The 26401-nt window shown below is 73.3% G+C and carries 24 protein-coding genes; 6 read left to right on the top strand and 18 right to left on the bottom strand.

The genetic code is table 11. The annotated features are described in order from the left end of the window. Nucleotides 1-54: 54 nt before the first annotated feature. From hpnD to D1J60_RS29580, 9 genes are all read right to left on the bottom strand, one after another. The gene (gene hpnD / locus D1J60_RS29620; protein WP_185899837.1) at nucleotides 55-1005 is read right to left on the bottom strand and encodes a presqualene diphosphate synthase HpnD; all 951 of its coding nucleotides are present in this window, start codon (nucleotides 1003-1005) and stop codon (nucleotides 55-57) included. Further along, nucleotides 1002-1934 carry a squalene synthase HpnC gene (hpnC, locus tag D1J60_RS29615; RefSeq protein ID WP_125824255.1) on the bottom strand — a complete coding sequence of 311 codons (933 nt, stop codon included), beginning with the start codon at nucleotides 1932-1934 and terminating at the stop codon, nucleotides 1002-1004. Before hpnC ends, hpnD begins: the two co-directional genes overlap by 4 nt. 389 nt (nucleotides 1935-2323) lie before the next feature. Further along, nucleotides 2324-3106, bottom strand: coding sequence for an ABC transporter ATP-binding protein (locus D1J60_RS29610; protein ID WP_007267598.1), 783 nt, complete (start codon nucleotides 3104-3106; stop codon nucleotides 2324-2326). Then, entirely contained in the window at nucleotides 3099-4028 is a 930-nt protein-coding gene (locus tag D1J60_RS29605; RefSeq protein ID WP_125823162.1) for an ABC transporter permease, read from the bottom strand. The genes D1J60_RS29610 and D1J60_RS29605 overlap by 8 nt, the downstream gene beginning before the upstream one ends. 96 nt (nucleotides 4029-4124) lie before the next feature. Then, nucleotides 4125-4997 (bottom strand): glycosyltransferase, encoded by an 873-nt coding sequence (locus tag D1J60_RS29600; RefSeq protein ID WP_125824254.1) that lies wholly within the window; start codon nucleotides 4995-4997, stop codon nucleotides 4125-4127. A gap of 8 nt (nucleotides 4998-5005) precedes the next feature. Next, nucleotides 5006-5785: a CDP-alcohol phosphatidyltransferase family protein gene (locus tag D1J60_RS29595; RefSeq protein WP_125823161.1), complete on the bottom strand. Its 780-nt coding sequence runs from the start codon at nucleotides 5783-5785 to the stop codon at nucleotides 5006-5008. Next, entirely contained in the window at nucleotides 5763-6824 is a 1062-nt protein-coding gene (locus D1J60_RS29590) for an iron-containing alcohol dehydrogenase family protein (protein ID WP_125818570.1), read from the bottom strand. The genes D1J60_RS29595 and D1J60_RS29590 overlap by 23 nt, the downstream gene beginning before the upstream one ends. Further along, nucleotides 6812-7564 carry a phosphocholine cytidylyltransferase family protein gene (locus D1J60_RS29585; RefSeq protein ID WP_125823160.1) on the bottom strand — a complete coding sequence of 251 codons (753 nt, stop codon included), beginning with the start codon at nucleotides 7562-7564 and terminating at the stop codon, nucleotides 6812-6814. The genes D1J60_RS29590 and D1J60_RS29585 overlap by 13 nt, the downstream gene beginning before the upstream one ends. Then, nucleotides 7561-9336, bottom strand: coding sequence for a DUF5941 domain-containing protein (locus tag D1J60_RS29580; RefSeq protein WP_125823159.1), 1776 nt, complete (start codon nucleotides 9334-9336; stop codon nucleotides 7561-7563). Before D1J60_RS29580 ends, D1J60_RS29585 begins: the two co-directional genes overlap by 4 nt. Before the next feature lie 447 nt (nucleotides 9337-9783). Between D1J60_RS29580 and D1J60_RS29575 the strand changes: the two genes are divergently transcribed. Both D1J60_RS29575 and idi read left to right on the top strand, forming a co-directional pair. Beyond that, nucleotides 9784-11034 (top strand): GNAT family N-acetyltransferase, encoded by a 1251-nt coding sequence (locus D1J60_RS29575; protein WP_125824253.1) that lies wholly within the window; start codon nucleotides 9784-9786, stop codon nucleotides 11032-11034. 130 nt (nucleotides 11035-11164) lie between these two features. Then, nucleotides 11165-11767: an isopentenyl-diphosphate Delta-isomerase gene (gene idi / locus D1J60_RS29570; RefSeq protein WP_125602988.1), complete on the top strand. Its 603-nt coding sequence runs from the start codon at nucleotides 11165-11167 to the stop codon at nucleotides 11765-11767. A 46-nt stretch (nucleotides 11768-11813) separates the two neighbouring features. Here idi and D1J60_RS29565 read toward each other — a convergent pair whose 3' ends face one another. Both D1J60_RS29565 and D1J60_RS29560 read right to left on the bottom strand, forming a co-directional pair. Next, nucleotides 11814-12308 (bottom strand): ATP-binding protein, encoded by a 495-nt coding sequence (locus D1J60_RS29565; protein ID WP_241253618.1) that lies wholly within the window; start codon nucleotides 12306-12308, stop codon nucleotides 11814-11816. A 130-nt stretch (nucleotides 12309-12438) separates the two neighbouring features. Then, entirely contained in the window at nucleotides 12439-13110 is a 672-nt protein-coding gene (locus D1J60_RS29560) for a DUF308 domain-containing protein (RefSeq protein ID WP_125823158.1), read from the bottom strand. Between the two features lie 80 nt (nucleotides 13111-13190). On the opposite strand from D1J60_RS29560, the gene D1J60_RS29555 reads away from it, so the two are divergent. Continuing rightward, nucleotides 13191-13934, top strand: a complete 744-nt coding sequence (locus D1J60_RS29555) for an enoyl-CoA hydratase/isomerase family protein (RefSeq protein ID WP_125823157.1) — start codon at nucleotides 13191-13193, stop codon at nucleotides 13932-13934. Here the strand turns inward: D1J60_RS29555 and D1J60_RS29550 are convergent. Beyond that, entirely contained in the window at nucleotides 13927-14556 is a 630-nt protein-coding gene (locus D1J60_RS29550; RefSeq protein WP_125823156.1) for a DJ-1/PfpI family protein, read from the bottom strand. The genes D1J60_RS29555 and D1J60_RS29550 overlap by 8 nt on opposite strands. A gap of 138 nt (nucleotides 14557-14694) precedes the next feature. After that, the gene (locus D1J60_RS29545) at nucleotides 14695-15663 is read right to left on the bottom strand and encodes a GlxA family transcriptional regulator (RefSeq protein ID WP_125823155.1); all 969 of its coding nucleotides are present in this window, start codon (nucleotides 15661-15663) and stop codon (nucleotides 14695-14697) included. Nucleotides 15664-15792: 129 nt separating this feature from the next. Here D1J60_RS29545 and D1J60_RS29540 point away from each other — a divergent pair, with 129 nt between their 5' ends. Next, nucleotides 15793-17055: an SLC13 family permease gene (locus D1J60_RS29540; RefSeq protein ID WP_241253617.1), complete on the top strand. Its 1263-nt coding sequence runs from the start codon at nucleotides 15793-15795 to the stop codon at nucleotides 17053-17055. 31 nt (nucleotides 17056-17086) lie between these two features. After that, nucleotides 17087-18724 carry an ABC-F family ATP-binding cassette domain-containing protein gene (locus D1J60_RS29535; RefSeq protein WP_125823154.1) on the top strand — a complete coding sequence of 546 codons (1638 nt, stop codon included), beginning with the start codon at nucleotides 17087-17089 and terminating at the stop codon, nucleotides 18722-18724. 96 nt (nucleotides 18725-18820) lie between these two features. On the opposite strand, the gene D1J60_RS29530 is transcribed toward D1J60_RS29535, so the two are convergent. The 5 genes from D1J60_RS29530 to D1J60_RS29510 form a co-directional block, all read right to left on the bottom strand. Beyond that, nucleotides 18821-19069 (bottom strand): hypothetical protein, encoded by a 249-nt coding sequence (locus D1J60_RS29530; protein ID WP_125600674.1) that lies wholly within the window; start codon nucleotides 19067-19069, stop codon nucleotides 18821-18823. A gap of 79 nt (nucleotides 19070-19148) precedes the next feature. Further along, on the bottom strand, nucleotides 19149-19931 hold the full coding sequence (locus D1J60_RS29525) for an SDR family oxidoreductase (protein WP_125823153.1): 783 nt from the start codon (nucleotides 19929-19931) through the stop codon (nucleotides 19149-19151). Between the two features lie 20 nt (nucleotides 19932-19951). Further along, on the bottom strand, nucleotides 19952-21157 hold the full coding sequence (locus D1J60_RS29520) for an MAB_1171c family putative transporter (protein ID WP_125823152.1): 1206 nt from the start codon (nucleotides 21155-21157) through the stop codon (nucleotides 19952-19954). Further along, nucleotides 21147-21653 carry an ImmA/IrrE family metallo-endopeptidase gene (locus D1J60_RS29515; RefSeq protein WP_125600683.1) on the bottom strand — a complete coding sequence of 169 codons (507 nt, stop codon included), beginning with the start codon at nucleotides 21651-21653 and terminating at the stop codon, nucleotides 21147-21149. The genes D1J60_RS29520 and D1J60_RS29515 overlap by 11 nt, the downstream gene beginning before the upstream one ends. Before the next feature lie 259 nt (nucleotides 21654-21912). Further along, nucleotides 21913-24360 carry a Tex family protein gene (locus D1J60_RS29510; RefSeq protein ID WP_125823151.1) on the bottom strand — a complete coding sequence of 816 codons (2448 nt, stop codon included), beginning with the start codon at nucleotides 24358-24360 and terminating at the stop codon, nucleotides 21913-21915. 517 nt (nucleotides 24361-24877) lie between these two features. Between D1J60_RS29510 and D1J60_RS29505 the strand changes: the two genes are divergently transcribed. Then, on the top strand, nucleotides 24878-26380 hold the full coding sequence (locus D1J60_RS29505) for a M1 family metallopeptidase (protein WP_125823150.1): 1503 nt from the start codon (nucleotides 24878-24880) through the stop codon (nucleotides 26378-26380). Nucleotides 26381-26401: the final 21 nt, after the last annotated feature.

Raw genomic sequence — 26401 nt, 5'->3', positions numbered from 1 at the left:
CCGCGGGGGGCGTTGGGCGGGTGGGGCGGGACGGGCGGGTGCCCGCAGGCCGCATCAGGGCCGCCGCCGGGTGGACTGGCGGGAGACGGTGCGGGCGTCGAGGCCGGACAGGCCGCGTACGGCCACGTACGCCTTCTCGTGCGTCGGCAGCGAGACGCGGCCGCGCAGCACCGCCTCGGGTTCGCGCTCGATGCGGTCCAGGAGGCGGCGGTAGATGCCGGCCATGGCGGCCACGCAGGCGCCGCTGCGCCGGTCGAGCATCGGCAGCAGCCGGTAGCCCTCGGTGAACAGGGCCCGCGCGCGCCGGACCTCGTGGTGCACGAGCCCGGCGAAGTCGGAGCCGGCGGGGGCCCGGCCGCCCTGGAAGCCCTCGGAGCAGCCGAACTTGGCGAGGTCCTCGGCCGGCAGGTAAGTGCGTCCGTTGCCCGCGTCCTCGCGGACGTCGCGCAGGATGTTGGTGAGCTGGAGGGCCAGGCCCAGGGTGTCGGCGTACTCGTCGGCGCGGCCGGCCGGGCCGACGGTGCCGAACACGCCGAGGGAGAGCCGTCCGATGGCCCCGGCGACGCAGCGGCAGTAGGCCTTGAGGTCGTCCCAGGTCTCGTACTCCTCGCCGCGGACGTCCATCAGGACGCCGTCGATGAGTTCGTCGAGGCCGCCGAGGGGGATCGGGAAGCGGCGCGCGGCGTGCGCGAGGGCGACGGCGACCGGGTCGGTGTCGTCCTCGTCGACCTCCGCGGCGCGGATCCGGCCGAGCAGGGCACGGGTGTCCTCCAGCCGGGCCAGCTTGACCTCGGGCGCGAGGGTGCCGTCGCCGATGTCGTCGACGCGCCGGGAGAAGGCGTACAGCGCGGACATCGCCTGCCGCTTGTCGTTGGGCAGCAGCCGGATGCCGTACGCGAAGTTGCGCGCCTGGGTGCCGGTGACGGCCTCGCAGTAGCTGTAGGCCGCGAGGACCTGGGCGGACGGTGCTGACGCGTGTGCGGTGCCCTCCACGTTCGGGCTCACCTCTTTCTCGGCGCTGTGCGCAGAACTGCGGCCACCTCGCGGAGCAGGAGGCTCCGGGTGGGCTTGGGCGGGCCGGGCAGCACGTCGAAGCCGGCGGCGGCGACCGCTCGCAGGGCCGCCCGCCCCCCTCCCGTGAATCCCGCGAGCAACAGCCGCAGCCTGCCGTGCACGCTGCCCACGAGCGGGGTGCCCTCGTTCAGCAGGTCGCGCGCGCGTTCGGCCTCGAAGGCGATCAGGGACCGCACGGCGGCCCCGGCGGACGGGGCGCGGAGGTCGGCCTCGGCGACGTGGAAGCGGCGCATGTCCTCGGCCGGGAGGTAGAGCCGGTCGCGGCCGAGGTCCTCGGCGACGTCCTGGAGGTGCTCGACGAGCTGCAGGGCGGTGCATACGGCGTCGGAGCGGCGGATCCGCTCGGGGGTGCTGGTGCCGGTGAGCTCCAGCACGAGGCGGCCGACGGTGTTGGCGGAGAGCTCGCAGTAGCCGAGGAGCTCCCCGTACGTCTCGTAGCGGGCCACGCGCTGGTCCTGGCGGTTGGCCTCGATGAGCCCGAGGAAGTGCTCGGCGCTCAGGCCGTGGTCGCGTACGACCGGCTGGAGCGCGAGCAGCAGGGGGTGGCGCGGGGGGCCGTCGGTGCCGCCGTAGACGCGCAGCAGGTCGGCTTCGAGGGCGTCGAGCATCGCCGGCCGGTCGTCGGCCGCGGCGGCGTCCAGGCCGAGGAGGACGGCGTCGCGGCCGCCGGGGGCGAGGTCGCCGTCGCCGATGTCGTCGACCAGGCGGGCGTACCCGTACACCGCCATGAGGCCGTCGCGCCAGGCGCGCGGGAGGAAGACGGGGGCGACGGGGAAGTTCTCCGCCGCGGCCTTGCCGAGGGTGGCCCGGGTGTGGTGCCGGCCGGGGGCGTCTTCGCCGGCCGGCGGCGCGGGACGGATGCCGTGCCCGGGGGTCACCGCCCGCCGCCCGGGACGGCCGCTGTGCCTGGGGGCCGGAGAATTCCCGTAGCCATTGCCGTCACGTCTCCCGTTCTACACTGCCGACCCAAGTCATCCTATTTCGGACACGCCGCCGGACCTTACCCGGGGGTATCCCCACGGAGCCGGCTGCGGGGAATCGTCCACTCTTGGCGCGATTGAGAACTGGTCCAGCTTACGCTGTACAACGCCGCGGGGGCCTATCGGGTCTCCCCGCGCCCCGGAATGTCGGCCGCCGCCCCGGATCTCCCGCTCCGCCCGCCGGTCCGTCGGCGCCTCCCCCACGGCGAGGCCCCCACCGCGGGGAGCGGTGGGGGCCTCGGGGCCGGGGGCGGCGGCGGACCCTCGGGTCAGTGGCCGCTGGCCTTCTCGTACGCCGAGACCACTTCCTCGGTGGGGCCGTCCATCAGGAGCTCGCCCTTCTCCAGCCAGAGCACCCGGTCGCAGGTGTCGCGGATGGACTTGTTGTTGTGGCTCACCAGGAAGACCGTGCCGGCCTTCTCCCGCAGCTCGCGGATGCGGTTCTCGGAGCGCACCTGGAAGCTGCGGTCGCCGGTGGCGAGCGCCTCGTCGATCATCAGGACGTCGTGGTCCTTGGCGGCGGCGATCGAGAAGCGCAGGCGCGCGGCCATGCCGGAGGAGTAGGTGCGCATCGGCAGGGAGATGAAGTCGCCCTTCTCGTTGATCCCCGAGAAGTCGACGATGTCCTGGTAGCGCTCCTTGATCTGCTCGCGGCTCATGCCCATCGCGAGACCGCCGAGGACGACGTTGCGCTCACCGGTGAGGTCGTTCATCAGGGCGGCGTTGACGCCGAGCAGCGAGGGCTGGCCGTCCGTGTAGACCTTGCCGGACTCGCAGGGCAGCAGGCCCGCGATGGCGCGCAGCAGGGTCGACTTGCCGGAGCCGTTGGAGCCGATGAGGCCGATGGCCTCGCCGCGGTACGCGGTGAAGGAGACGCCCCGCACGGCGTGGACCCGGCGGACGCCCGGGGCGTCGCCCTTGCCCCGGCGGAGGATCTTGCTCAGCGCGGCGGTGGCGCTGCCCTTGCCGGAGCTGCCCGTGTTGACGCGGTACACGATGTGCACCTCGTCCGCGATGACGGTGGGGACGCGCCCCTGGGTGTTGTCAGCCACGGCCGTAACGCTCCTCAGCCTTCCAGAAGTACACGAAGCCGCCGGCGCCGATCACCACGGCCCAGCCGACCGCGAAGCCCCAGACGTGCGGCGGGAGGTTCTCCGCGCCGTAGCCGTCGATCATCGCGAAGCGGACCAGGTCCATGTAGATCGCGGCGGGGTTCCACTGGAGCACGTCCGCGATCCACGCCGGCCGGTCCTTCAGCATCTCGTTGATGGAGAACATGACGCCCGAGGCGTACATCCAGGTACGGGTGAGGAAGGGCATCAGCTGCGCCAGGTCGGGGGTCTTGGACCCCATGCGCGCGAAGACCAGCGCGAGCCCGGTGTTGAAGACGAACTGCAGCGCCAGCGTCGGGATCACCAGCAGCCACGACAGCCGCGGGTAGTTCCCGAAGGCCACGGCGACGACGACCACGACGATCATCGAGTACAGGAGCTGCTGGAGCTGCTGCATCGAGAACGAGATCGGCAGGGAGGCGCGCGGGAAGTGCAGCGCGCGCACCAGGCCGAGGTTGCCCGGGATCGCCCGGACGCCCGCCATCAGCGAGCTCTGGGTGAAGGTGAAGACGAAGATGCCCATCACCAGGAAGGGGATGTAGACCCCCTTCTCCATGCCCCGGCCCGCGTTCAGGATGAGGCCGAAGATCAGGTAGTACACCAGCGCGTTCAGCAGGGGGGTCGCCACCTGCCACACCTGGCCGAGCTTGGCCTGGCTGTACTGCGCCACCAGCTTGGCCCGCGAGAAGGCCATGATGAAGTGGCGCCTGCCCCACAGCTGCCGCACGTATCCGCCCAGGCTGGGCCGCGCGCCGCTGACGGACAGGCCGTACTTCCGGGCGAGCTCCGCGGGGCTGAGCCCGGCGTCGTCGGACGGCGGCTTGCTCGTGGCGAGGGCACCGTCGTGGGTTGTGTCACTCACAAGTTGGAACTTTCCGTCTTCTGGATGCGGCAGGAGGGGCATCGGGGGCTGGGACGCCGGACCCTTGATGGGCCCATGGTCCCAGACCCGAGCTTGTCAGATGACCGGCGGGCGGCCCAGCCGCGTCAGCCGCCAGACCGTGCGCCACCTCATGGGACGCCGGGGACCACAGGGGGTGGTCCAGCCCTCCTTGAACCCGCCGAACCAGGCCTTGAGCGCCGGCGCGGAGGGCCTGCGTACGAGCGTCAGCGCCAGCCAGACGCCCAGGTAGACCGGGACCAGCGGGGCGGGCAGGTTGCGGCGGGCGAGCCACACCCGGTTACGGGCCACCATACGGTGGTACACCGCGTGCCGGGAGGGGGCGGTGGCCGGGTGCAGCAGCACCATGTCCGCCCGGTAGTCGATCAGCCACCCCGCGTCGAGCGCCCGCCAGGCCAGGTCGGTCTCCTCGTGGGCGTAGAAGAACTCGCCGGGGAGCGTGCCGACCTGCTCGAACACCTTCGTGCGGACGGCGTTGGCGCCGCCCAGGAACGTGGTGACGCGGGAGGAGCGCATCGGGTCCGAGGCGCGCAGCCGGGGCACGTGGCGGCGCTGGGTGGTGCCGGTCTCGGGGTCGGCGATGCGGAAGCTGACGATCCCGAGCTTCGGGTCCTCGGCGAACGCCTGCCGGCACAGCTCGGCGGTGTCGGTGCGCTCCAGCAGCCCGTCGTCGTCGAGGAAGAGCAGGGCGTCGACGTCGGAGCCGCCGGGCCCGAAGGCCTCGATGCCGACGTTGCGGCCGCCGGGGATGCCCAGGTTCTCCGGGAGGGAGACGGTGCGCACGCCCTCGGGGAGCCCGGTGACCTCGACGCCCTGGCCGACGACGACCACCTCGACGGGGTCGCCCTCCTGGCGCGCGACCGAGTCGAGGAGCGCCTTCAGCTCGTCGGGTCGGTTGCCCATGGTGATGATCACGGCGCCCAGCCGCATCGGGGCCGTCACTTGAGCCTGCTGGAGGCCAGGACCGACACCAGGTGCAGCACGGTCTGGAGCAGCGCGATGCCGGCGAGCACGGCGACTCCGAGGCGGGTGAAGAACAGGTCTCCCCGGATCTGGTCGGCGACGGCCAGGACCAGGATCAGCAGGGACGCCTCGATGCCGAGGATCAGCCGGTGGAACTTGAGCGCGGCGGCCGCCCGGCGGGCGAGCGCCATGCCGGAGGAGCGGGGCTCGGCGGCGGACTCCTGCACCACGGGCTTGCCCGCCTGGTGCCGGGCCACGCCGACCAGGTCCGTCTCGGCCTTGATCAGGATGGCGCCGAGGGCGGCGAGGGTGCCCAGGAAGGCCCACAGCCAGTCGATGCGCCCGCCGCCCCACGGGTCGGCGGCGCGCAGGCCGAAGCCGACGAGGACGGCCGCGTCGCACAGGTAGGCGCCGACCCGGTCCAGGTAGACCCCGGAGAGCGAGTACTGCTTCTTCCAGCGGGCGACCTCGCCGTCGACGCAGTCGAGCAGCAGGTACAGCTGGACCGCGACCACGCCGAGGACGGCTCCGAGCACGCCCGGCACCAGCAGGGCCGGGGCGGCGAGGACGCCGGCGAGGGTCATCACGTAGGTCAGCTGGTTCGGCGTGACCTTGGTGGTGACCAGCAGCCGGGTGATGCGCAGGGAGACCTCGCGCATGTACAGGCGGCCGCCCCAGTGCTCGCCACTGCGCCGGTCCTTGACGCCCGGCGGGTGAACGACGGGCCGGAGTTCAGCTACGGATGGTCTGGGCATAGTCGGCGTAAGCGTCCCTGATCTCGGCTGCGGACAGGTTGAGGTGCTCCAGGACCGTGAAGCGTCCCGGGCGGGTCTGGGGGGCGTACTCGACGGCGGCGACGAACTCGTCCACGCTGAACCCGATCTCCTCGGGCAGTACCGGCAGGCCGTGGCGGCGCAGCACCTCCGTGAACAGCCCGGCCTGGTCGGCGGCCCCGCGCAGGTGCATGGCGAAGGCGGCGCCGATGCCGACCTGCTCGCCGTGGAGCGCGGAGCGCCCCGGGTAGAGCAGGTCGAAGGCGTGGCTGATCTCGTGGCAGGCCCCGGAGGAGGGGCGGCTGTCCCCGCTGATCGACATGGCGATGCCGGAGAGGACGAGGGCCTCGGAGAGCACGGTGAGGAACTCGTCGTCGCCGCATCCGCCGGGGTGGCGCAGCACCGACTCGCCGGCGGTACGGGCCATGGCGGCGGCCAGGCCGTCCACGGACTCGCCGGTGATCTTGTGCGAGAGCTCCCAGTCGGCGATGGCCGAGATGTTGGAGATGGCGTCGCCGACCCCGGCGCGGATGAAGCGGGTGGGGGCCTCGCGGATCACGTCGAGGTCGATCACCATCGCGATCGGGGTGGGGACGCCGTAGGAGCCCCGGCCGTTGTCGTTGTCCAGGATGGACACCGGCGAGCAGATGCCGTCGTGGGAGAGGTTGGTGGCGACGGCCACCATGGGCAGGCCGACCCGCGCCGCGGCGTACTTCGCCACGTCGATGATCTTCCCCCCGCCCAGCCCCACGACGGCGTCGTAGCGGCGGCCCTTTATGTCGTCGGCGAGCTTGACCGCCGAGTCGATGGTGCCGTCGACGACCGGGTACCAGTCGGCGAGCGGCAGGGCCGGCTCCAGACGGGCGCGCAGCGCCTGTCCGGAGCCCCCGCTGATCGCGATCGCCAGCCGGCCGGACGCGGAGATCCGCTGGTCGGCGAGGATGCCGTCCAGCTGGTCCATCGCCCCGCGGCTGATGTCGACGACGACCGGCGAGGGGATCAGCCGCGTCAGTACTGGCATGCGATCGTCCGGCCCTTGGCGAGGTCGTCGTGGTTGTCGATCTCGACCCACCTGACGTCACCGATGGGGGCGACGTCGATGGTGAAGCCGTCGTTGACGAGCTGCTGGTAGCCGTCCTCGTAGTAGAGGTCGGGGTCGCGCTCGAAGGTGGTCTTCAGCGCCTCGGCGAGCTGCTGGGCGGCCTCGGGCTCGATGAGGGTGACGCCGATGTACTCGCCGGTCGCGTCGGCGGGCTCCATCAGCTTGGTGATCTTCCGCACACCCTTGTCGCCGTCCACGACGACCTTCATCTCCTCGTCGGCCAGGTTCTTGACCGTGTCGAGGGCGAGGATGATCTTCTGGCCGTTGCCGCGGGCGGCGAGCAGGGTCTTCTCGACGGAGACGGGGTGGACGGTGTCGCCGTTGGCGAGGATCACGCCCCGCTTGAGGACGTCACGCGCGCACCACAGGGAGTAGGCGTTGTTCCACTCCTCGGCCTTGTCGTTGTCGATCAGCGTGATCTTGACGCCGTACTTGGCCTCCAGGGCCTCCCGGCGCTCGTAGACGGCCTCCTTGCGGTAGCCGACGACGATCGCGACCTCGGTCAGGCCGACCTCGGCGAAGTTGCCGAGGGTCAGGTCGAGGACGGTGAGGCTGTCCTCCCGGCCCTCCGGGCCGACGGGCACGAGGGCCTTGGGCAGGGTGTCGGTGTAGGGACGCAGGCGGCGTCCGGCACCGGCAGCGAGGACAAGGCCGATCATGCTGGTTCTCCTTCGTCATGTACGGCGGGTGCCCCGGAGGAGACCCAGAAGCGGATGCTCTCCACGAGCACCACGAGTGCCACGAACACGGCCATGGCCGTGAGCGCGACGGGGAACGCGTCGCGGGCGAGGACGGTGGCGAGGACCACGGTCAGCAGGACCCTGCCCTCGTGACCGCCGGTCGTCCGCACCAGCCAGTGCGGGGGAGCGCCCGAGCCGCCACGGATGCGGTAGACCGTGTCGTAGTGATGGTAGGCGACCGCCGCGACCAGTCCGAAAGCGGCCGGAAGGGCCCCGGGGACGTCGGCCTTGGCGGCGAGCGCGAGGACCGTCACGTACTCCCCGAACCGGAAGAGCGGCGGGATCAGCCAGTCGAGGGGGCCCTTGAGGGGCGCGGAGACCGCGGCGCCGGCGAAGAGCGCGTACGCGGCGGCGGTCCCGATCAGCCAGGGGTCCCCGAAGTCCCGGGTGAGCGCGGCGCCGGTCATCAGCACCGAGACGCCCAGGGCCAGCCAGGGTGCGGCGCGGTCCGGTCGCTTCGTGGGCCGGGGGTAGCCGGTCCAGGCCAGGACGCCCGAGTCGGCGAGGTCCGCGAGGGCCCGGGCGGCCCGGTCCGTCCGCTTCGCCTTGCGGGTCACCGAGCGCAGGACGCGTCCGGCGGTGGTGTACAGCGCGCCGAAGGCGCAGCCGACGAGCAGGGCGTAGAAGACGACGCGGGGGCTGGTGAAGGCGGTCAGCACGGCGATCATCGCCCAGCGCTCGCCGATCGGCAGGATGATCATCCGCCGGACCCAGACGGTCCAGCCGACGCTGTCGAGCCTGCCGGAGAGGGCCGCCGTGGGACTCGTGTTGGCGGTGGCGTCGTGGTTGGCCTCGTTGAACGAGAAGTCCACCACGTGCCGGCAGGTCATGAGGATCATCGAGCCCAGGGCGAGGGCCCAGACGTCGTCGCCGTTGCGGGCCGCGCCGAGCGCGAGGCCCGCGTAGAAGGAGTACTCCTTCGCACGGTCGAAGGTCGCGTCGAGCCAGGCGCCCATCGTCGAGTACTGCAGCGAGTAGCGGGCGAGCTGCCCGTCGGTGCAGTCCAGTACGAAGGAGACGAGCAGCAGCACGCCGGCGGTGACGTAGCCCCAGCGCTCCCCCGTGGCCGCGCAGCCGGCCGCGACCAGCGCGGTGATCAGCGAGGCGGTGGTGACCTGGTTCGGGGTCAGGCCGCGGCGCGCGCACCAGCGGGCGATGTAGCGCGAGTACGGGCTGATGAAGAAGGTGGTGAAGAAGCCGTCGCGGGACTTCACCGCGGTGCGCAGGCGTACGGCCTCGTCGTCCACGGCGGCCACGGCCGCGAGGGCCTCGGAACGCTCGGCCTCGCCCTCCGGCACGGCCGCGACCAGGCTGCCCAGCTCGGGCCGCTGGACGGTGGTCCCGGCGGCCTCCACGGCGGCGGCGAGCCGGTCCGCGTACGGTCCGGTGCCCGCCGGGGCCAGCGCGGCGGCCTTGTCGAGGGCCGCGCGGGCCCCCGCCTGGACGGCGAGGGCGCCGGTCACGGCACAGGCGTCGAAGCGCGGGTCGGTCAGGGCGAGGCGCAGCGCGTGCGGGTGCCCGACGAAGGCGCTGTCGACGACGGCCACCCGCTCCTGGGCCGGGATCCCGGCCAGGACGCCGGCGGTGTCTTCGGGACCGGCGGCCGGGCGGACGTCGAACCCGAGCGACCGGAGCTCGTCCTGGAGCGGTGATCCGGGTACCGGCGGGCCGGTGAGGATGACGGTCGGCAGACGAACTCACTCCTTGCGACGGACATTCCCGACGGCCGCTTGCCCGGGTGGGGGCGGTGGCAGCGCGTCGGCAGGGCTGTCGGCAGAGGCTATCGGATGAATGGAAGGCCCCATTCATCAGCTGTTCGGCCCGAAACGGGGCCGTTCGGGCCCGGATGTTAGGGTGGACGGCGGCGCACCCGGGTCACGGGGTGCGCGAAGGCGGGCCGAAGGGGCACCGCCGGCGGATCGAACGGGAAACGAGGTGGGTTGATGACCGTCGCAGTGGTCGCTGCCGTGCGCGGCGAACTCCGGTACATCCCCGTTTCCTTCCGGGCGTCCGGCCGGGTCTGATCCCACACCGGTAAGACCTCGTCGGCCGGAGCCCCCGTTCAAGGGTTCACGTTGACCGACAACACCGCTTCTTCCTCCGCTTCCGGCTCCGACGACGGCGTCTTCGCCGCCTTCATGGAGCTGCACCGCGGGCTGCCCCGGCAGTCCCCCGGTTCCGACGACTCCACGCGGCACCTGCTCTCCCTGTGCGGACCGCTGCCCGAGCGGCCCCGCGTCCTCGACCTGGGCTGCGGTCCGGGCCGCAGCGCCCTGCTGCTCGCCGCCGAGGCGGGCGGGGCGGGCCTCGCCGAGGTGACGGCCCTCGACCTCCACGAGCCCTTCCTCGACGAGCTGCGCGCCGCCGCCCGCGCGCGGGGCCTGGAGGGGCGCGTGCGCACGGTGCGCGCCGACATGGGCGCGCTGCCCTCCGAGGGGTTCGAGGACGGCTCCTTCGACCTCGTCTGGGCGGAGGGTTCCGCCTACATCCTCGGCTTCGACCGGGCGCTCGCCGAGTGGAAGCGCCTGCTGGCACCGGGCGGGCGGCTCGTGCTGAGCGAGTGCGAGTGGACCGCCGAGGAACCCTCGGCCGGGGCCCGGGCCTTCTGGGACCCGCAGTACCCGCTGCGCTCCGCCGCCCGCAACACCGCGGCCGTCCAGGCCGCCGGGTACCGGGTGCTCGGCACCCTGCTGCAGCCCGACTCCGACTGGGCCGAGTACTACGGCCCGCTCGGCGAGCGGGTCCGGGCGGCCGTGCCCGCCTCCGCCGCGCAGGAGGCCGCGCTGGGATACGTACGCGAGGAGCTCGCCGTACGGGAACGGCACGGGCACGAGTACGGGTACACGGGCTACGTGCTGGCACCGGTGACCGCCGGGGACGGGGGCCGCTGGCGGACCCGCCCGGAGGCTCCGGCCGACGCGGCGGCCGTACGGGCCGTCAACCTGGCGGCCTTCGGTACTCCGCTCGAGGCCGATCTCGTGGACGCGCTGCGCGCCGACGCCGAGGCCTGGCTGCCTGGGCTCTCGTACGTGGCCGAGGGCCCGGACGGTGAGGTGGCCGCGCACGCGCTGCTGACCCGCTGCCGGGTGGGCGGGGTGCCCGCGCTGGCCCTCGCGCCGGTGGCCGCCGATCCCGCCGTCCAGCGCTCGGGCGCCGGGAGCGCCGTCGTACGGGCGCTGCTCGCGGCCGCGCGGGAGGCCGGGGAGGCGCTGGTGCTGGTCCTCGGGCACCCCTCGTACTATCCGCGGTTCGGTTTCGCGCCGGCGTCGCGGTTCGGGATCGGTGCGCCCTTCGAGGTGCCCGACGGGGCGATGATGGCCCTGGTGCTGGACGATTCCGTTCCGGTGCCGGCGGGCACGATCTCCTACCCGGCCGCCTTCGGCGTCTGATCCCCTGCCGGACCTCCGCCCCCCGCCGCTTACCACGCGGCGGGGGGCGGACGTGCGCGGATTGCCGAAGTGGGGACAAGCCTCTTTTGTACGGCAGACTGAAGGCCGAAGTCCGAAGCGAAGGATGGGTATGCCGACCACACCAGCCACCGACGCCACCAGCAGCGCGTCCACCGGCACCGGAGCTCAAGAACCGATCATGCTCGAACTGGTCGACGAGTCCGGCAACACCATCGGCACGGCGGAGAAGCTCTCCGCGCACCGGGCACCGGGCCTGCTGCACCGGGCGTTCTCCGTGTTCCTCTTCGACCAGCAGGGCCGGCTGCTGCTCCAGCAGCGCGCCCTCGGGAAGTACCACTCCCCCGGCGTCTGGTCGAACACCTGCTGCGGCCACCCCTACCCCGGGGAGTCGCCGTTCGCGGCCGCTGCCCGGCGCACCCACGAGGAGCTCGGGCTCTCGCCCTCCCTGCTCGCGGAGGCGGGTACGGTCCGCTACAACCACCCGGACCCGGATTCGGGCCTGGTCGAGCAGGAGTACAACCACCTGTTCGTGGGACTGGCCCGGCCGGTGCTGGACCCGGATCCGGAGGAGGTCGGCGACACCGCCTTCGTCACGGCCGAGGAGCTGGCGAAGCGGCACGCGGAGCAGCCGTTCTCCGCCTGGTTCATGACGGTGCTCGACGCGGCGCGCCCCGCGATCCGCGAGCTGACCGGCGACGCGGCCGGCTGGTAGCCGCTGCGCCGTCCGGGGCGGACGTCCGGGACGGCCGCCCCGGACGTCAGATCCCGGGGGCCGGGGCGGTGAGCGGCAGTGCCGCCCAGATCACCTTGCCGCCCGACGCGGTGTGCTCGACGTCGCACACCCCGCCGGCCTCCCGGGTGACCTCCCGGACCAGCAGCAGGCCCCGGCCGCCGGTCTGGCCGAAGTCGGCCTCCAGCGCCTTGGGCCGGTACGGGTGGTTGTCCTCGACGGCCACCCGTACCCACTCCCGGCCCACCGCCACCTCGACGGCGACTTCCGGGGAGAGCAGGGCCGCGTGCCGGACCGAGTTCGTCACCAGTTCGGAGACGATCAGCAGCAGGGAGTACACGAGGTCCTGCTGGGCCGGCACCCCCTGGCGGCCGAGCAGGTCGCGAACCGCGCGGCGGGCCTGCGGAACGGATTCTTCAACCGCGGGCGCGGTGAAGCGCCACACTCCCTCGTAAGCGAGGGGGTCGGCCGGGGCCGACACCTCACCTCCCCGGGCCGGCGGGATGCTCCCGCTGTCGTCCATCTTCCGGCCCCCGTCTTCGCGCTCGATCGTCTCCACGTGTCAAGAGTGGGGAAAACACTGGTCCGGACCGCGCCGCTGACCAGAAGTCAGCGTCAATCGGACGCTTTCTGACCACTGGTTTATGACAGAGTCAGTTGTTGCGCTGTTCCTGATCCGGTGCAAGCCGGTTCCCGGCCGCCTCCCCCGTCCCGCCCATCGCGCCCGGCGCGGCCCCCGCGTCATCGTCCCTGACCAGACCGAGGATCCGGCGGCCGCCAAGGCCCAGCGCCATCAGGCTCAATCCGTCGAACAGCAGGGCGAGCGAGAAGAACGTTCCGATCACGTACAGGCTGTTGCCGGGCCAGTTGGACAGGATCAGGATGCCCAGCAGCAGCCCGAAGGCGCCCTGGACCAGGGCGATCCCGAAGTTCGTGCCGCGCACCACCAGGGCGCCGACGAGGCGGAACACCCCGGCGGTGAGGAAGAGCAGGGCCGCGAACATGGTCAGGGCCTCGGCGCTCGCCTCCGGGCGGCGCAGGATCACGACGCCAGCGGCCAGGTTGACGGCCGCGACGATGACGGCGAGCCAGAAGTAGCTGGTCCCCCGCGACTGCACGGCGTGCACGAGACCGACGACGCCGCCGATGAGCAGCAGCCAGCCGAAGAGGAACATCGAGGTCAGGGCGGCCACGTTCGTGTAGACCAGGCCCACCAGCCCGGCCAGGACGAGGATCACCCCGAGCAGGGTCATCAGCCCGAAGCCGCGCTTCAGCTTCTTCTTCTCCCGCTGCCGCGAGTCCGGGTCACTGCGGTCGGCGCCCATGGGCGTGCCACCTCCTCGGCACCCCCCGGAGTCGGACTCCCTTGATCATAGGATCGGCTGCCCGGGATAGCATCCCGCGCATGGACGCAGCCCTCCACCACACGGTCGGCGACGGGGTCGCCACCGTCGTCATCTCGCACCCGGCCAAGCGGAACGCCATGACCGCCTCCATGTGGCGGGAGCTTCCGGAGCTGCTGGAACTGCTCGCCGAGGACGACGCCGTACGGGTGCTCGTGCTGACCGGGGCCGGTACGACCTTCTGCGCCGGGGCCGACATCTCCTCGCTCACCGGCAAGGAAGACCCGCAGGCCGTGGCCGTGGCCGCCGAGGAGGCCCTCGCGGCCTTCCCGAAGCCGACGCTGGCCGCGATCCGCGGGTTCTGCGTCGGCGGCGGCAGCCAGCTGGCGGCGGCGTGCGACCTGCGCTTCGCGGAGGAGGGCGCGTCCTTCGGGGTGACCCCGGCGAAGCTGGGCATCGTCTACCCGGCCTCCTCCACCCGCCGGCTGGCCTCGGTGGTCGGCCCCGCGTGGGCCAAGTACCTGCTGTTCTCCGCCGAGTTGATCGGGGCGGAGACGGCCCTGCGGGCCGGGTTCCTGAACGAGCTGCTGCCGGCGGGCGGCCTGGAGGAGCGGGTGGCCGCCTTCGCCCGGACCCTGACCACCCGCTCGCGGCTGACGCAGGCCGCCGCCAAGGAGTTCGCGGACGGCCGCACCGACCGGGACGCGTACTGGGCGGCCCAGGCCGCCGCGAGCGGCGACACCGCGGAGGGTGTCGCCGCGTTCCTGGAACGGCGGCCCCCCGCCTTCGGCTGGCCTTCTAGCTGAGCGGGTTGGCGGCGCGCATCCGGGCGACGAGCTCGGCCGGCGCCTTCTGCGGGGAACCCGCGTCGTACGGCGGCTGCGGGTCGTACTCGCACAGCAGCTGCACGGCCTGCGCGTACTCGTCCCCGGAGATCCGGCCGAGCAGCCCGAGGCCCATGTCGATGCCGGAGGACACCCCGGCGGCGGTGACGTACTTGCCGTCGAAGACCACCCGCTCGCCCGTCGGCTCGGCGCCGAAGGGGACCAGCCTGTCGAGGTAGAGCCAGTGGCTGGTGGCCCGCCGCCCCTCGAGCAGGCCGGCGGCCGCGAGGAGCAGCGAACCCGTGCAGACGGAGGTGGTCCAGGTGGTCGTGGCGTCCACGGCCCTCAGCCAGTCGAGCACGGCCGGGTTCTTCATCTCCGCCTCGGGGTGCGGGCCGCCGGGCACGATGACGATGTCCGGCCGGGTCACCTCGTCGAGCGCCTTGTCGGCGACGAGCCCCAGCACCCCGTTGTCCGTCCGCACGGGACCGGGGCGCTCCGCGACGAACACGGTCTCGGCGTCGGGGATCCGGCTGAGGGTCTCGTAGGGCCCGACGGCGTCGAGCGCGGTGAAACGGTCGTAGAGCAGTACGGCGATCTGCATGGCTCCTCCGGAGCGGTAGGCCGCCCCGTTCGCGGGGCGGAAACATGTGTGTGTACCGGGCGCCGGTTCAACGCCCGCGACGCGCCCGGCGGCACGCCCTCCTCCCCGGCCCGCCGCACGGGCGGTGCGGGGACCGCGTCAGGGAAGGGGCTTGCGGCCGAAGCGGCGGCGGTATTCGGCCGGGGGCTGGCCCAGGGTTTTGACGAAGGCCCGGCGCAGGGCCTCCGGGGTGCCGTAGCCGCACGAGCGGGCGATCTGCGCGATGCCCTCCCCGCCCTCCTCCAGCAGCCGCCGCGCGTGTTCCACCCGCACCCGCTCCACGTACCGCCCCGGGGTGACCCCCGTCTCCGCCTGGAAGGCCCGCGCGAAGTGCCTGGGCGACAGCGCCGCCCGGGCCGCCAGGGCCTCCACGCCCAGGTCGCCGTCCGGGTGCTCGGCGATCCACTGCTGGACGTCCCGCAGCGGCTCCCGCCGGGCCGTCTGCGCCGCCAGCTGCGCGCTGAACTGCGCCTGGTTCCCGGGGCGGCGCAGGAACACCACCAGGTGCCGGGCGATCACCAGCGCCGCGTCCCGCCCCAGGTCCTCCTCCACCAGGGCCAGCGCGAGGTCGATCCCGGCGGTGACCCCGGCCGAGGTGGCGACGGGCCCGTCCCGGACGTAGATGGGGTCCGGCTCCACCGACACCAGCGGGTAGTCCCGGGCCATCCGCTCGCACACCGACCAGTGCGACGTGGCCCGCCGCCCGTCCAGCAGCCCGGCCTCGGCCAGCAGCAGTCCCCCGGTGCAGACCGACACCAGCCGGCCCGCGCGACCCCCGTACGCGCGCAGCCAGCGGGTGAGCCTCGGTTCGAAGTCGGCCGTGTAGCGCCCGCCCGGCACCAGGAGGGTGGTCCGCGGACCGGGGCGGGCATCCTCCAGAGCGCCGTCCGGCAGCAGGGTCAGCCCGCTGCTGGTGCGCACCGCGGCGCCGCCGAGGGAGACGGTGCGGATGGCGTACCCCTCCTCCCCCGGGAGACGGCCTGCTCCGTCGAAGACCTCGACGGGGCCGGTGACGTCCAGGCTCTGCACCCCGTCGTAGAGGACGACGAGCACGTTTCGCGGTGACATGGCTCCATCCTGTGACCGCGGACGGGATGGCCGCAATGACGGGTACCCCACCTATCCGGACACGGGCGGGGAAAGCGGCGGAGGGTGCGATCCTGGGGCGGTCCCCACCGCGCCGTCCGGAGTACCGTCCTGAACACCGTCCTCGCCGAGTCCCTGTCCGTCGCCCTGCTGCTCGCCGTGCTGGCCTTCGCCGTGCTGCGCCCGCGCGGTCTCCCCGAGGCGGCGGCCGCCGTGCCGGCCGCCGGGCTGCTCGTCGCCCTGGGGGTGGTGTCGCCGGCCGACGCCTGGGAGCAGACGCGCGAGCTGCTGCCGGTGGTGGGGTTCCTGGCCGTGATCCTGGCCCTCGCCCAGCTGTGCGCGGACGAGGGGCTGTTCCGGGCCGCCGGGGCGGCCGTGGCCCGGCGCGCGGCCGGGCGGGGGGCGGCGGGGCTGCTGGGCGGGGTGTTCCTGGTGGCCTCGGCGGTCACCGCCTCGCTGAGCCTGGACGCCACGGTGGTGCTGCTGACACCGGTGGTACTGGCGACGTCGGCCCGGCTGGGCGCCCGGCCCCGCCCGCACGTGTACGCCACCGCGCACCTGGCCAACTCGGCCTCGCTGCTGCTGCCGGTGTCGAACCTGACGAACCTGCTGGCCTTCGCCGCGAGCGGGCTCACCTTCACCCGGTTCGCGGCGCTGATGGCGGCGCCCTGGGCGGTCGCCATCGCCGTGGAGTACGCGGTGTTCCGCCGCTTCTTCCGGGCGGACCTCGCCGCCCCGCCCGAGCACGTGCCCGAGGCGGCCGAGCCGGCGCCCGTGCCGCGGTTCGCCCTCGTCGTGCTGCTGCTGACCCTGGCGGGCTTCGCGGTGGCCTCCTTCGCGGAGGCCAGTCCCGCCTGGGCCGCGCTGGCCGGTGCGGTGGTGCTGGGCGTACGGGCCCTGCGGCGCCGCGAGACCACCCCGCGGCGGCTGGCGGCCTCCACCGCGCCGGCGTTCTGCCTGTTCGTGCTGGCGCTGGGGGTGGTGGTACGGGCCGTGGTGGGCCACGGGCTCGGCGACGGGCTGGAGTGGCTGCTGCCCGACGGGGACTCGCTGCCCGCGCTCCTGGCGGTGGCCGGGGTGGCCGCCGTCCTCGCCAACCTGATCAACAACCTGCCCGCGGTGCTCGCGCTGCTGCCGCTGGCCGCCCCCGGCGGGCCGGGGGTGGTGCTGGCCGTGCTGATCGGCGTGAACATCGGCCCGAACCTCACGTACGTCGGCTCCCTGGCCACCCTGCTGTGGCGGCGGCTGCTGCACGCGCACGGCGAGGACGTCCGGCTGGGCGACTTCACCCGGCTCGGGCTGCTGACCACGCCGGTGACCGTCGCGGCGGCGGTGACGGCCCTGTGGGCGGGCCTGCGGCTGATCGGCGGGTAGGGCGGCGGCGCGCCGATAGGATCGGGGCATCATGACTGCAACCCTCGTCGCCAAGAACCTCACCGCCGCGCACGGTGAGCGCACGCTCTTCGCCGGTCTCGACCTCGTCGTCGCGCCCGGCGACGTCATCGGCCTCGTCGGCGTCAACGGCGCCGGGAAGTCGACCCTGCTGCGCCTGCTCGCCGGGCTGGACACCCCCGAGACCGGGGAGCTTCGGCTCTCCCCGCCCGGGGCGGCCATCGGCCACCTCCCGCAGGAGCCCGAGCGCCGCGAGGGCGAGTCGGTGCGCGAGTTCCTGGCCCGCCGGACCGGCGTGGCCGCCGCGCAGGCGGCGCTGGACGAGGCCACGCAGGGGCTGGTGGACGGCACCCCGGGCGCCGACGACGCGTACGCCGACACCCTCGACCGCTGGCTGAACCTCGGCGGCGCCGACCTCGACGAACGCGCCCAGGAGGTCGCCGACGAGCTGGGTCTGGCCGTGAGCCTGGACCTGCCGATGTCGGCCCTGTCCGGCGGCCAGGCCGCCCGGGCGGGCCTGGCCTCCCTCCTCCTGTCCCGCTACGACGTGTTCCTCCTCGACGAGCCCACCAACGACCTCGATCTGGCGGGCCTGGAGCGCCTGGAGCGGTTCGTGACGGGACTCCGCGCCGGTACGGTGGTCATCAGCCACGACCGCGAGTTCCTGACGCGGACGGTCACCAAGGTCCTCGAACTGGACCTGGCGCAGCAGCAGATCAACCTCTACGGCGGCGGCTACGAGTCGTACCTGGAGGAGCGCGCGCGGGCCCGCAGCCACGCCCGCGAGGACTTCGAGGAGTACGCGGACAAGAAGGCCGCGCTCGAAGGCCGGGCGCAGATGCAGCGCAACTGGATGGACAAGGGCGTGCGCAACGCCCGCCGCAAGTCCACCGACAACGACAAGATCGGCAAGGCGCTGCGCGGCGAGTCCAGCGAGAAGCAGGCCGCCAAGGCCCGCCAGACGCAGCGGGCGATCGAGCGCCTGGAGGTCGTGGAGGAGCCCCGCAAGGAGTGGGAGCTGCGCATGGAGATCGCGGCGGCCCCGCGCTCCGGCTCGGTGGTCGCCACCCTGCGCGAGGCGGCGGTCAAGCGCGGCGGCTTCTCCTTCGGCCCGGCGAGCCTGCAGATCGACTGGGCGGACCGGGTGGCGATCACCGGGGCCAACGGCGCCGGCAAGTCCACCCTGCTCGCGGTCCTGCTGGGCCGGCTGGCCCCCGACTCCGGCTCGGCCGTCCTCGGCTCGGGCGTCCTGGTCGGCGAGGTCGACCAGGCGCGCGGCCTGTTCCTCGGCGAGGAGTCGCTGCTGGAGGCGTTCTGCGCGGCCGTTCCGGACACCGAGCCGGCCGAGGTGCGCACGCTGCTGGCCAAGTTCGGCCTGAAGGCGGCGCACGTGCTGCGCCCGGCGGCGAGCCTGTCCCCCGGCGAGCGCACCCGGGCCGCCCTGGCGCTGCTCCAGGGGCGCGGGGTGAACCTGCTGGTGCTGGACGAGCCGACGAACCACCTGGACCTGCCGGCGATCGAGCAGCTGGAGTCGGCCCTGGAGTCCTACGAGGGCACGCTGCTGCTGGTCACGCACGACCGTCGGATGCTGGACGCGGTGCACGTGACGCGGCGCCTCGAGGTCGTCGCCGGCAAGGTCACCGAACTCTGACGTCACCGGGCTCGGACGTCACCCGGCACGGGCGCAACCGGGCGCCCCGGGGCCCCGGCCCGCGCGTTGCGCGCGGCCGGAGCCCGGGCCGGGGGTCTAGAACTCGTCCGGGCCCTTGCCGTGGGTGCGGTGTTTACGGGGCTCGGCCGGGTCCTGCTCGGGGGCCCCGGGGCGGTCGAGGCGGCTCGCCTCGTCGGTGTCCTCGCGCCGGACGGGCGCGGGCTCCGGCTCCGGCCTGGATTCCGGGGCGGAGCGCTGGCGCTCGGCGCGCGGCTTGCGGTGCTGCTGCCGTCCTGCGTCATCGTGGTGGAGCGGGACGCCTCCGGCGCCGCCTTGCTCGTCCATGACGGATCCTCCTCGCCCCCGGGTCGCTGTCCCCCTCGCCAGGCTGCTGCCCGGAGCGCCTTCCCGCAAACCGGCCCGCTCAGGCGGGGCGGCCGGCCGGGGGTCGCCGGTCGCGGGCCATCCTGCGGGCCACGAAGGCGCGCGGCAGGTGCCGGACCGCGAAGGCGTACGCCTGGTAGTGGCGGCCCGTGACGCTGATCGGGCGGCGGCGGGCGAGGTCGCGCAGGGCCTTGGCCACCACGGCCTCCGGCTCCAGCCACACCGCGTCGCGCAGGGCGCTGACGTCCATTCCGGCGCGTTCCTGGAACTCGGTACGGGTGAAGCCGGGGACGACCGCGAGCACGCGGACCCCGTAGGGCTCCATGTCGATCCGGAGGGATTCGCTGAAGGCGGTGATCCAGGCCTTCGCCGCCCCGTAGGTGCCGGTCGGGAGGAGGCCGGCGACGGAGGAGACGTTGAGGACGGCGCCCCGGCGGCGTTCGCGCAGGCCCGGCAGGAGGGCGTGGGTGAGCCGGAGCGGGACCTTCACGAGGAGGTCGAGCATCCGCTCCTCGTCCTCCACGGGGTTGTACGGGTAGGGCGCGGGCAGGCCGAACCCGGCGTTGTTGACGAGGACGTCGACGGGCCGGGCGGTGTCGGCGAGCCGGTCGGCGACGGCGGCGAGGGCCGCGGGGTCGAGCAGGTCGGCGGGCAGCACCTCGCAGGTGCTGCCGTCGGTCCGGGCCAGCTCGGCGGCCAGGGCCTCCAGGCGGTCCTTGTCCCGGGCCACGAGGACCAGGTCGCAGCCCTTGGCGGCGAAGGCCCGCGCGAAGGCGGCGCCGAGGCCGGCGCTGGCCCCGGTGATCAGTACGGTGGTGGGCACGTGGGCTCGCTCTCGGGTGTTCAGGCGGTTCGGGTGGCGGGGGTGAAGGCGGCGGCCGTGGGCGAGGCCCAGGCCTGGGCGACGTCCACCAGGAACCTGGCCTCGTCCTCCAGGTCCCCGTCCTCGGCGGAGGCCCGCATCACGGCCGGGAGGTCCAGCGCGGGGGCCCGTGGCGGCTGTCCGGGCGATCCGGGCAGTCCGGCGAGCTTCGCCCGCCGGGCCTCCTTCAGTACGCAGGCCAGCGCGGCGGCGGTGCGCCGCTGCTCGGGGACGCCCGTACCGGCGACATGGCCGCGGGCGAGTTCGGGGACGCCCGGGGTGACGTACTCCCCCAGGATCAGGATCGCGTCGCGGGTCTCGATGACCTTGCGGTAGACGAGCAGGTTGCGCGGCACGGGCGGCCAGAGCAGTTCCAGCAGCCGCCCGGTGCGGGGTTCGGTGAGGACCACGTAAGGGACCGCGTGGACCAGGTCCCGCCACAGCGGCCACAGCCGCCAGGCGGTGGCGGTGTCGGCGAGGGTGCGGCGCAGCGCGAACACGGTGGGCACGAGGATCGCGGCGGCCCGCAGCAGGCCGTGCAGGCTCATCATCAGCGGCAGGGCGGGCAGTGCCCAGGTGCTGCCGAAGAGGGCCTTGAGCAGGTAGGCGAACCAGAACGCCCAGGCAAACGCGGTGCCCAGGCCGAACAGCCGCAGTCCCAGGGCGAGCGCGCGGCTTTCCGAGCGGCGGCCGTAGCGCCAGCAGACGAAGACGCAGATGGTGTTGGCGATCAGGTGGGCGGAGATGAGGACGAGCCAGTACGCGAGGGAGGGCACGGGCGTCCCGGCGGTCGGGATGGTGTGCGTGCCGTGCTCGGGGGCGCCCGCGTCCAGGGTGATGAGGACGGCGAACCAGAGCACCGTGCCCGCCCAGGAGGCGAGTTGGAGCCTGCGTCCGCGGGTGGCGGCGGCGACGAAGTAGAGCACGGCACCGGCCGACAGGACGCCGATGAGGTTGCGGACGAGACCGACGGTGTGGGCGTACGAGGGCTCGCGGCTCATGGCGTACGTGACGACGGCGGGCAGGTTGAGGGTCATCGCGGCGGCCGCGGTGGCGACGGCCAGCCACAGTCCGCGCTGCTCCGGGGAGCGCAGCGCGCCGGGGGCGCGGATCAGCACGGCTATCCACAGGCAGACCACACCGGGGACGGCGAGCCAGTCCCCGGCGGCGGCGAGCTCAGCTGCCATCGCGGTGGCCCCGTGCGCAGCCCATGGCTGACTCCAGCCGGGCCAGGGCTCCCCGGGGGGCCGCGCCGCGGCGGGGGTGGCCGGCGGTGGAGGTGCGGATGCGGATCATGCTCGCGAGCATCTCCGCCTCCTTCTCCTGGCGGGTGGTGTAGTTGGTGCGGCCGCGGACGACGGGGGCCCGGCCGTCGTTCTCCTCGCCCTCCAGGGAGTGGTGGCCGAAGAGGATGTGCCCGAGTTCGTGGAGCACGATGTGCTCCCGGTGCAGGGGGGTGGTGTGGGCCTCGTAGAAGACGTAGTCGACGGTGTCGGTGCCGACCCACAGCCCGCAGACGCCGGATTCGGCGGCCTCCCTGGGCAGCGGGTGGAGCCGGATGGGGCGGCCGCGCCGGTCGGCCATGTGCGCGCAGAGGCCCGCCAGGGAGAACGGGGTCGTCAGGTCCAGGCGACCGAGAATGGTCTCGCAGCGTTTGCGCAGGCTGAGGTCCCGGTAGGGCATGTTTTCCCTCTTCGGACCCTTTCTCGGGCAGCGGCGGTAGGCGTGGGGGGTGGGCATCGGCATGGCGTCCTGTGCCTTGGGGCGGCCTCGGAGGTGCGCCCCCCGAGGGGAAAGGGGGAACGCCCGTCCGCGCGCGCGAACGGGCGTTCCGCCATCCCTACCGATCTTCCCGGGGAGTTGGCAAGGAAGTTCCCCTGGCGGGGGTGGCTATTCGGCCACCCCTGCCGAAGGCTCCTCCGGGCCGTGGACCCGGGTGCCGCTAGCGGCGGCCGCGGCCCTCCTCGGGGCTGCTGAGACCGGCCCGGCGGAGTGCGTCGGCCATGGCGCTGTTGGCCGGGGCGGGGCCGGAGCGCTGCCCTGCCCCGCCCTGGCCGCCCTGTCCGCCCGCGCCCTGGCGCCGGCCGTCGCCGCCGCGCCGGCCCTGGCCCTGGCCCTGGCCACCGCCGCGCTGCTGCGGGGGCCGGCCGCCACCGCGGCGGTCGCCCTGCCTCTCGTCCCGCTGGCGGGGGGCGCCGGCACCGCGCTCGGCGCCCGCCTCGTCCTCCAGGCGCAGGGTGAGGGAGATCCGCTTGCGCGGGATGTCCACGTCCATGACCTTGACCCGGACGATGTCGCCCGGCTTCACCACGTCGCGCGGGTCCTTGACGAAGGTCTTCGACAGGGCCGACACGTGTGCGAGTCCGTCCTGGTGGACGCCGATGTCGATGAAGGCGCCGAAGGCGGCGACGTTGGTGACCACGCCCTCCAGGATCATGCCGGGCGCCAGGTCGCCGATCTTCTCGACGCCCTCCTTGAAGGTGGCCGTCCTGAACGCGGGGCGCGGGTCGCGGCCGGGCTTCTCCAGCTCGCGCAGGATGTCGGTGACCGTGGGCAGGCCGAAGGCCTCGGTGACGAACTGCTCGGGCCGCAGGGAGGAGAGCACGGAGGTGTTGCCGATCAGCGCCGCCACCTCGGTGCCCGCCTGCTTGCCCATGGCCCGGACCACGGGGTAGGCCTCGGGGTGCACGCTGGAGAAGTCCAGCGGGTCGTCCCCGCCGCGGATCCGCAGGAAGCCGGCGCACTGCTCGTACGCCTTCGGGCCCAGGCGGGCCACGTCCTTGAGGCCCTTGCGGCTGCGGAAGGGGCCGTTGGCGTCGCGGTGGGCGACGATGTTCTCGGCGAGGGTGCCGCTGATGCCCGACACCCGGGAGAGCAGCGGGGCGGAGGCGGTGTTGACGTCCACGCCGACGCCGTTCACGCAGTCCTCGACGACCGCGTCGAGCGAGCGGGACAGCTTCAGCTCGGACAGGTCGTGCTGGTACTGGCCGACGCCGATGGACTTCGGGTCGATCTTGACCAGTTCGGCGAGGGGGTCCTGGAGGCGGCGGGCGATCGAGACCGCGCCGCGCAGGGACACGTCCATGTCCGGGAGTTCCTGCGAGGCGAAGGCCGAGGCGGAGTACACGGAGGCGCCGGCCTCCGAGACCATCACCTTGGTGAGCTTCAGCTCGGGGTGGCGGGTGATGAGGTCCCCGGCGAGCTTGTCCGTCTCGCGGGAGGCGGTGCCGTTGCCGATGGCGACCAGCTCGACGGAGTGCTGCGCGGCGAGGCGGGCCAGCTTGGCGATGGACTCGTCCCACTTGTTGGCCGGGACGTGCGGGTGGATCACGTCGGTGGCGACGACCTTGCCGGTCGCGTCGACGACGGCCACCTTGACGCCGGTGCGGAAGCCCGGGTCCAGGCCGAGCGTGGCACGGGTGCCGGCGGGGGCGGCGAGCAGCAGGTCGCGCAGGTTGGCGGCGAAGACCCGGACGGCCTCGTCCTCGGCGGCGGCGCGCAGCCGGGTCCGCAGGTCGATGCCGAGGTGCACCTGGATCTTGGTGCGCCAGGCCCAGCGGACGGTGTCGGCGAGCCACTTGTCGCCGGGGCGGCCGCGGTCGGCGATGCCGAAGCGGCGGGCGATGACGCCCTCGTACGTGGAGGGGCCGGGGGTGTCGGAAGGCTCCTCGGGCTCCAGGTCCAGGGAGAGGACGTCCTCCTTCTCGCCGCGCAGCATGGCCAGGACGCGGTGCGAGGGGAGGGCGGTGAAGGGCTCGGCGAAGTCGAAGTAGTCGGAGAACTTGGCGCCCGCCTCCTCCTTGCCCTCGCGGACCTTCGCGGCGAGCCGGCCGCGGCCCCACATGCGCTCGCGGAGGTCGCCGATCAGGTCGGCGTCCTCGGCGAACTTCTCGGTGAGGATGGCGCGGGCGCCCTCCAGCGCGGCGGCCGGGTCGGCGACGCCCTTGCCGGCGTCGACGTACGCGGCCGCGGCCGTGGCGGGTTCGGCGGAGGGGTCGGCGAGCAGGCCCTCGGCGAGGGGCTCCAGGCCGGCCTCGCGGGCGATCTGGGCCTTGGTGCGGCGCTTGGGCTTGAAGGGGAGGTAGATGTCCTCCAGCCGGGCCTTGGTGTCGGCCGCGGCGATCCGGGCCTCCAGCTCCGCGTCGAGCTTGCCCTGCTCGCGCACGGAGTCGAGGATCGCGGAGCGGCGGTCCTCCAGCTCGCGCAGGTACCGCAGCCGCTCCTCCAGGGTGCGCAGCTGGGCGTCGTCGAGCATCTCGGTCGCTTCCTTGCGGTAGCGCGCGATGAACGGCACGGTGGAGCCGCCGTCGAGCAGCTCGACGGCGGCCTTGACCTGCCGTTCCCGTACGCCGAGCTCCTCGGCGATCCTGCCTTCGATGGACATGGTCACTGTGCGGTCCCGCCTGCCTTCGTGCGTTTGCGTGGAAGGCTGTCAATTGTGGCAGGTGCCGCCGGTGGACCGCGGGAGCCCCTCGGCCCTGTCCCCCGAGGTCGCGCCCTAGCGGCTCGATGCAAGAGCGCCGATCGGGCCACTCTGCGTCCTGCGCGGCCGGCGGTGGTCCGCCGCCGCCGGGGCGGCCGGAAATCGCCCTGACGCGGCGTGCGAGCCGCCACACCCAGGGGGTGGGCGGCGTACGCGTGTCCGAATATCGCCCCTCATCTGACGCGCGGTCACCACGCGCACCCGCCCGGCCGCACCCGGAATCCGGCCCGCCGCGCGCCCCGTACGGGCACGAAAGCGCACGTCAGACGCCCCTCCCGGCCGTCGCCACGGCCCCGGATCATGACGGCCGAATGGCGATCGTGTGACAGCAGGAGCCATGGACATGACCTGAGGCGCCACGGGTGAATACGGTCGAACGACGAGACCTTGACCGATCTGTCTCCCCTACCCCTTGGAGCTCTTCGTGCACCGCAAAGTCATCGCCCCGAGCGTCCTGGCCGCCTCACTCCTGCTGGTGATCCCGGCATCGGCGGCCAGCGCGGGTCCCGGCGCCCCGGGTATCGGCGACACCTACTACCCGGCCAGCGGGAACGGCGGCTATGACGTCTCCCACTACGACCTGCGGCTCCAGTACCAGCCGAAGACCGACCTGCTGGAGGGCACGGCCACCCTCCTGGCGACCGCCAAGCAGGACCTGTCCCGCTTCAACCTCGACTTCGGCCTCAAGGTCAGCGAGGTCCGGGTCAACGGTGCCAAGGCGAAGTTCGCGACCTCGGGCGCGCACGAGCTCGAAGTGACCCCGGCGCAGCCGCTCCAGAAGGACCGTCAGGCCACGGTCGTCGTCAAGTACGCGGGCAAGCCCTCCGAGTTCAAGGTCGACGGCTGGTCGGCCTGGCAGCGCACCCCGGACGGCGGCGTGGCGGCGCAGGAGCCGGACGCGGCGGCCTGGTGGTTCCCGAGCAACGACCACCCCCTCGACAAGGCCACCTTCGACGTGTCCGTCAACGTCCCGGACGGCACCCAGGCCATCAGCAACGGCGTGCTGCAGTCGCAGAGTTCGAAGCTCGGCTGGACCCGTTACAACTGGCGGTCCAACAAGCCGCAGGCCACCTACCTGGCGACCCTCGCGATCGGCAAGTTCGACATCACCACCGACAAGACGGCGAACGGCCTGCCGATCCTGAACGCGTACAGCAAGGACCTCGGCGACAACGCGGGCTCGGCGCGCGCGAGCGTCGAGCGGACCGGCGAGGTCGCGGAGTGGCTGGAGGGCGTCTTCGGCCCGTACCCCTTCAACGCGCTCGGCGGCTACGTCCCGAACGTCCCCAGCGGCTTCGCCCTGGAGACCCAGACCCGGCCCTTCTACAGCCCGCGCCAGTTCGCGAACGGCGCCAACGTCTCCGTCGTCGTCCACGAGCTGGCCCACCAGTGGTACGGGGACAGCGTGTCCGTCGACAACTGGAAGGACATCTGGGTCAACGAGGGCTTCGCCCGCTACAGCCAGTGGCTCTGGTCGGAGAAGGAGGGCGAGGGCACCGCGCAGGAGCTCGCCGACTGGGCGTACGCCTCCCGCCCGGCCGAGGACCCGTTCTGGCAGGTCAAGCCCGGCGACCCGGGCCCGGACAACCAGTTCCACGGCGCCGTGTACGACCGCGGTGCGATCGCGATCCAGGCGCTGCGCAACGAGGTCGGCGACGAGAAGTTCTTCCAGATCCTCAAGGGCTGGCCGACCGAGCGGGCCTACGGCAACGCCAAGGTCGGGGACTTCGTCCGGTACGCGGAGAAGATCTCGAACAAGCCCCTCGCCCAGCTCTTCGAGACCTGGCTGTACACCCCGGGCAAGCCGGCCTTCGCCCCGCCGGCCGCCAAGTCCGGCGCCCGCACCCTCCAGTCCCCGGCCAAGCCGGCCGCGGAGCCCAAGTCCTGGAAGAAGATCGCCGCGACGAACACCGTCCACGAGCACTGATCCACGCGCACGGACGCGCCC

This window comes from Streptomyces sp. W1SF4, from assembly GCF_003950035.1.
Classification (GTDB): Bacteria; Actinomycetota; Actinomycetes; order Streptomycetales; family Streptomycetaceae; genus Streptomyces; species Streptomyces racemochromogenes.
This window is presented reverse-complemented; position numbering and strand designations above follow the sequence as displayed.

Excerpts from the sequence above, each read along its gene's own strand:
- D1J60_RS29600 (WP_125824254.1), bottom strand. The coding sequence starts at position 4,997 with ATGCGGCTGGGCGCCGTGATCATCACCATGGGCAACCGACCCGACGAG.
- D1J60_RS29515 (WP_125600683.1), bottom strand. The coding sequence starts at position 21,653 with ATGCCCTACCGGGACCTCAGCCTGCGCAAACGCTGCGAGACCATTCTC.
- idi (WP_125602988.1), top strand. The coding sequence starts at position 11,165 with ATGCCGACCACACCAGCCACCGACGCCACCAGCAGCGCGTCCACCGGC.
- D1J60_RS29595 (WP_125823161.1), bottom strand. The coding sequence starts at position 5,785 with ATGCCCAGACCATCCGTAGCTGAACTCCGGCCCGTCGTTCACCCGCCG.
- D1J60_RS29550 (WP_125823156.1), bottom strand. The coding sequence starts at position 14,556 with ATGCAGATCGCCGTACTGCTCTACGACCGTTTCACCGCGCTCGACGCC.
- D1J60_RS29530 (WP_125600674.1), bottom strand. The coding sequence starts at position 19,069 with ATGGACGAGCAAGGCGGCGCCGGAGGCGTCCCGCTCCACCACGATGAC.
- D1J60_RS29545 (WP_125823155.1), bottom strand. The coding sequence starts at position 15,663 with ATGTCACCGCGAAACGTGCTCGTCGTCCTCTACGACGGGGTGCAGAGC.
- D1J60_RS29560 (WP_125823158.1), bottom strand. The coding sequence starts at position 13,110 with ATGGGCGCCGACCGCAGTGACCCGGACTCGCGGCAGCGGGAGAAGAAG.
- D1J60_RS29535 (WP_125823154.1), top strand. The coding sequence starts at position 17,087 with ATGACTGCAACCCTCGTCGCCAAGAACCTCACCGCCGCGCACGGTGAG.
- D1J60_RS29590 (WP_125818570.1), bottom strand. The coding sequence starts at position 6,824 with ATGCCAGTACTGACGCGGCTGATCCCCTCGCCGGTCGTCGTCGACATC.
- D1J60_RS29565 (WP_241253618.1), bottom strand. The coding sequence starts at position 12,308 with ATGGACGACAGCGGGAGCATCCCGCCGGCCCGGGGAGGTGAGGTGTCG.
- D1J60_RS29520 (WP_125823152.1), bottom strand. The coding sequence starts at position 21,157 with ATGGCAGCTGAGCTCGCCGCCGCCGGGGACTGGCTCGCCGTCCCCGGT.
- D1J60_RS29575 (WP_125824253.1), top strand. The coding sequence starts at position 9,784 with ATGGAGCTGCACCGCGGGCTGCCCCGGCAGTCCCCCGGTTCCGACGAC.
- D1J60_RS29555 (WP_125823157.1), top strand. The coding sequence starts at position 13,191 with ATGGACGCAGCCCTCCACCACACGGTCGGCGACGGGGTCGCCACCGTC.
- D1J60_RS29585 (WP_125823160.1), bottom strand. The coding sequence starts at position 7,564 with ATGATCGGCCTTGTCCTCGCTGCCGGTGCCGGACGCCGCCTGCGTCCC.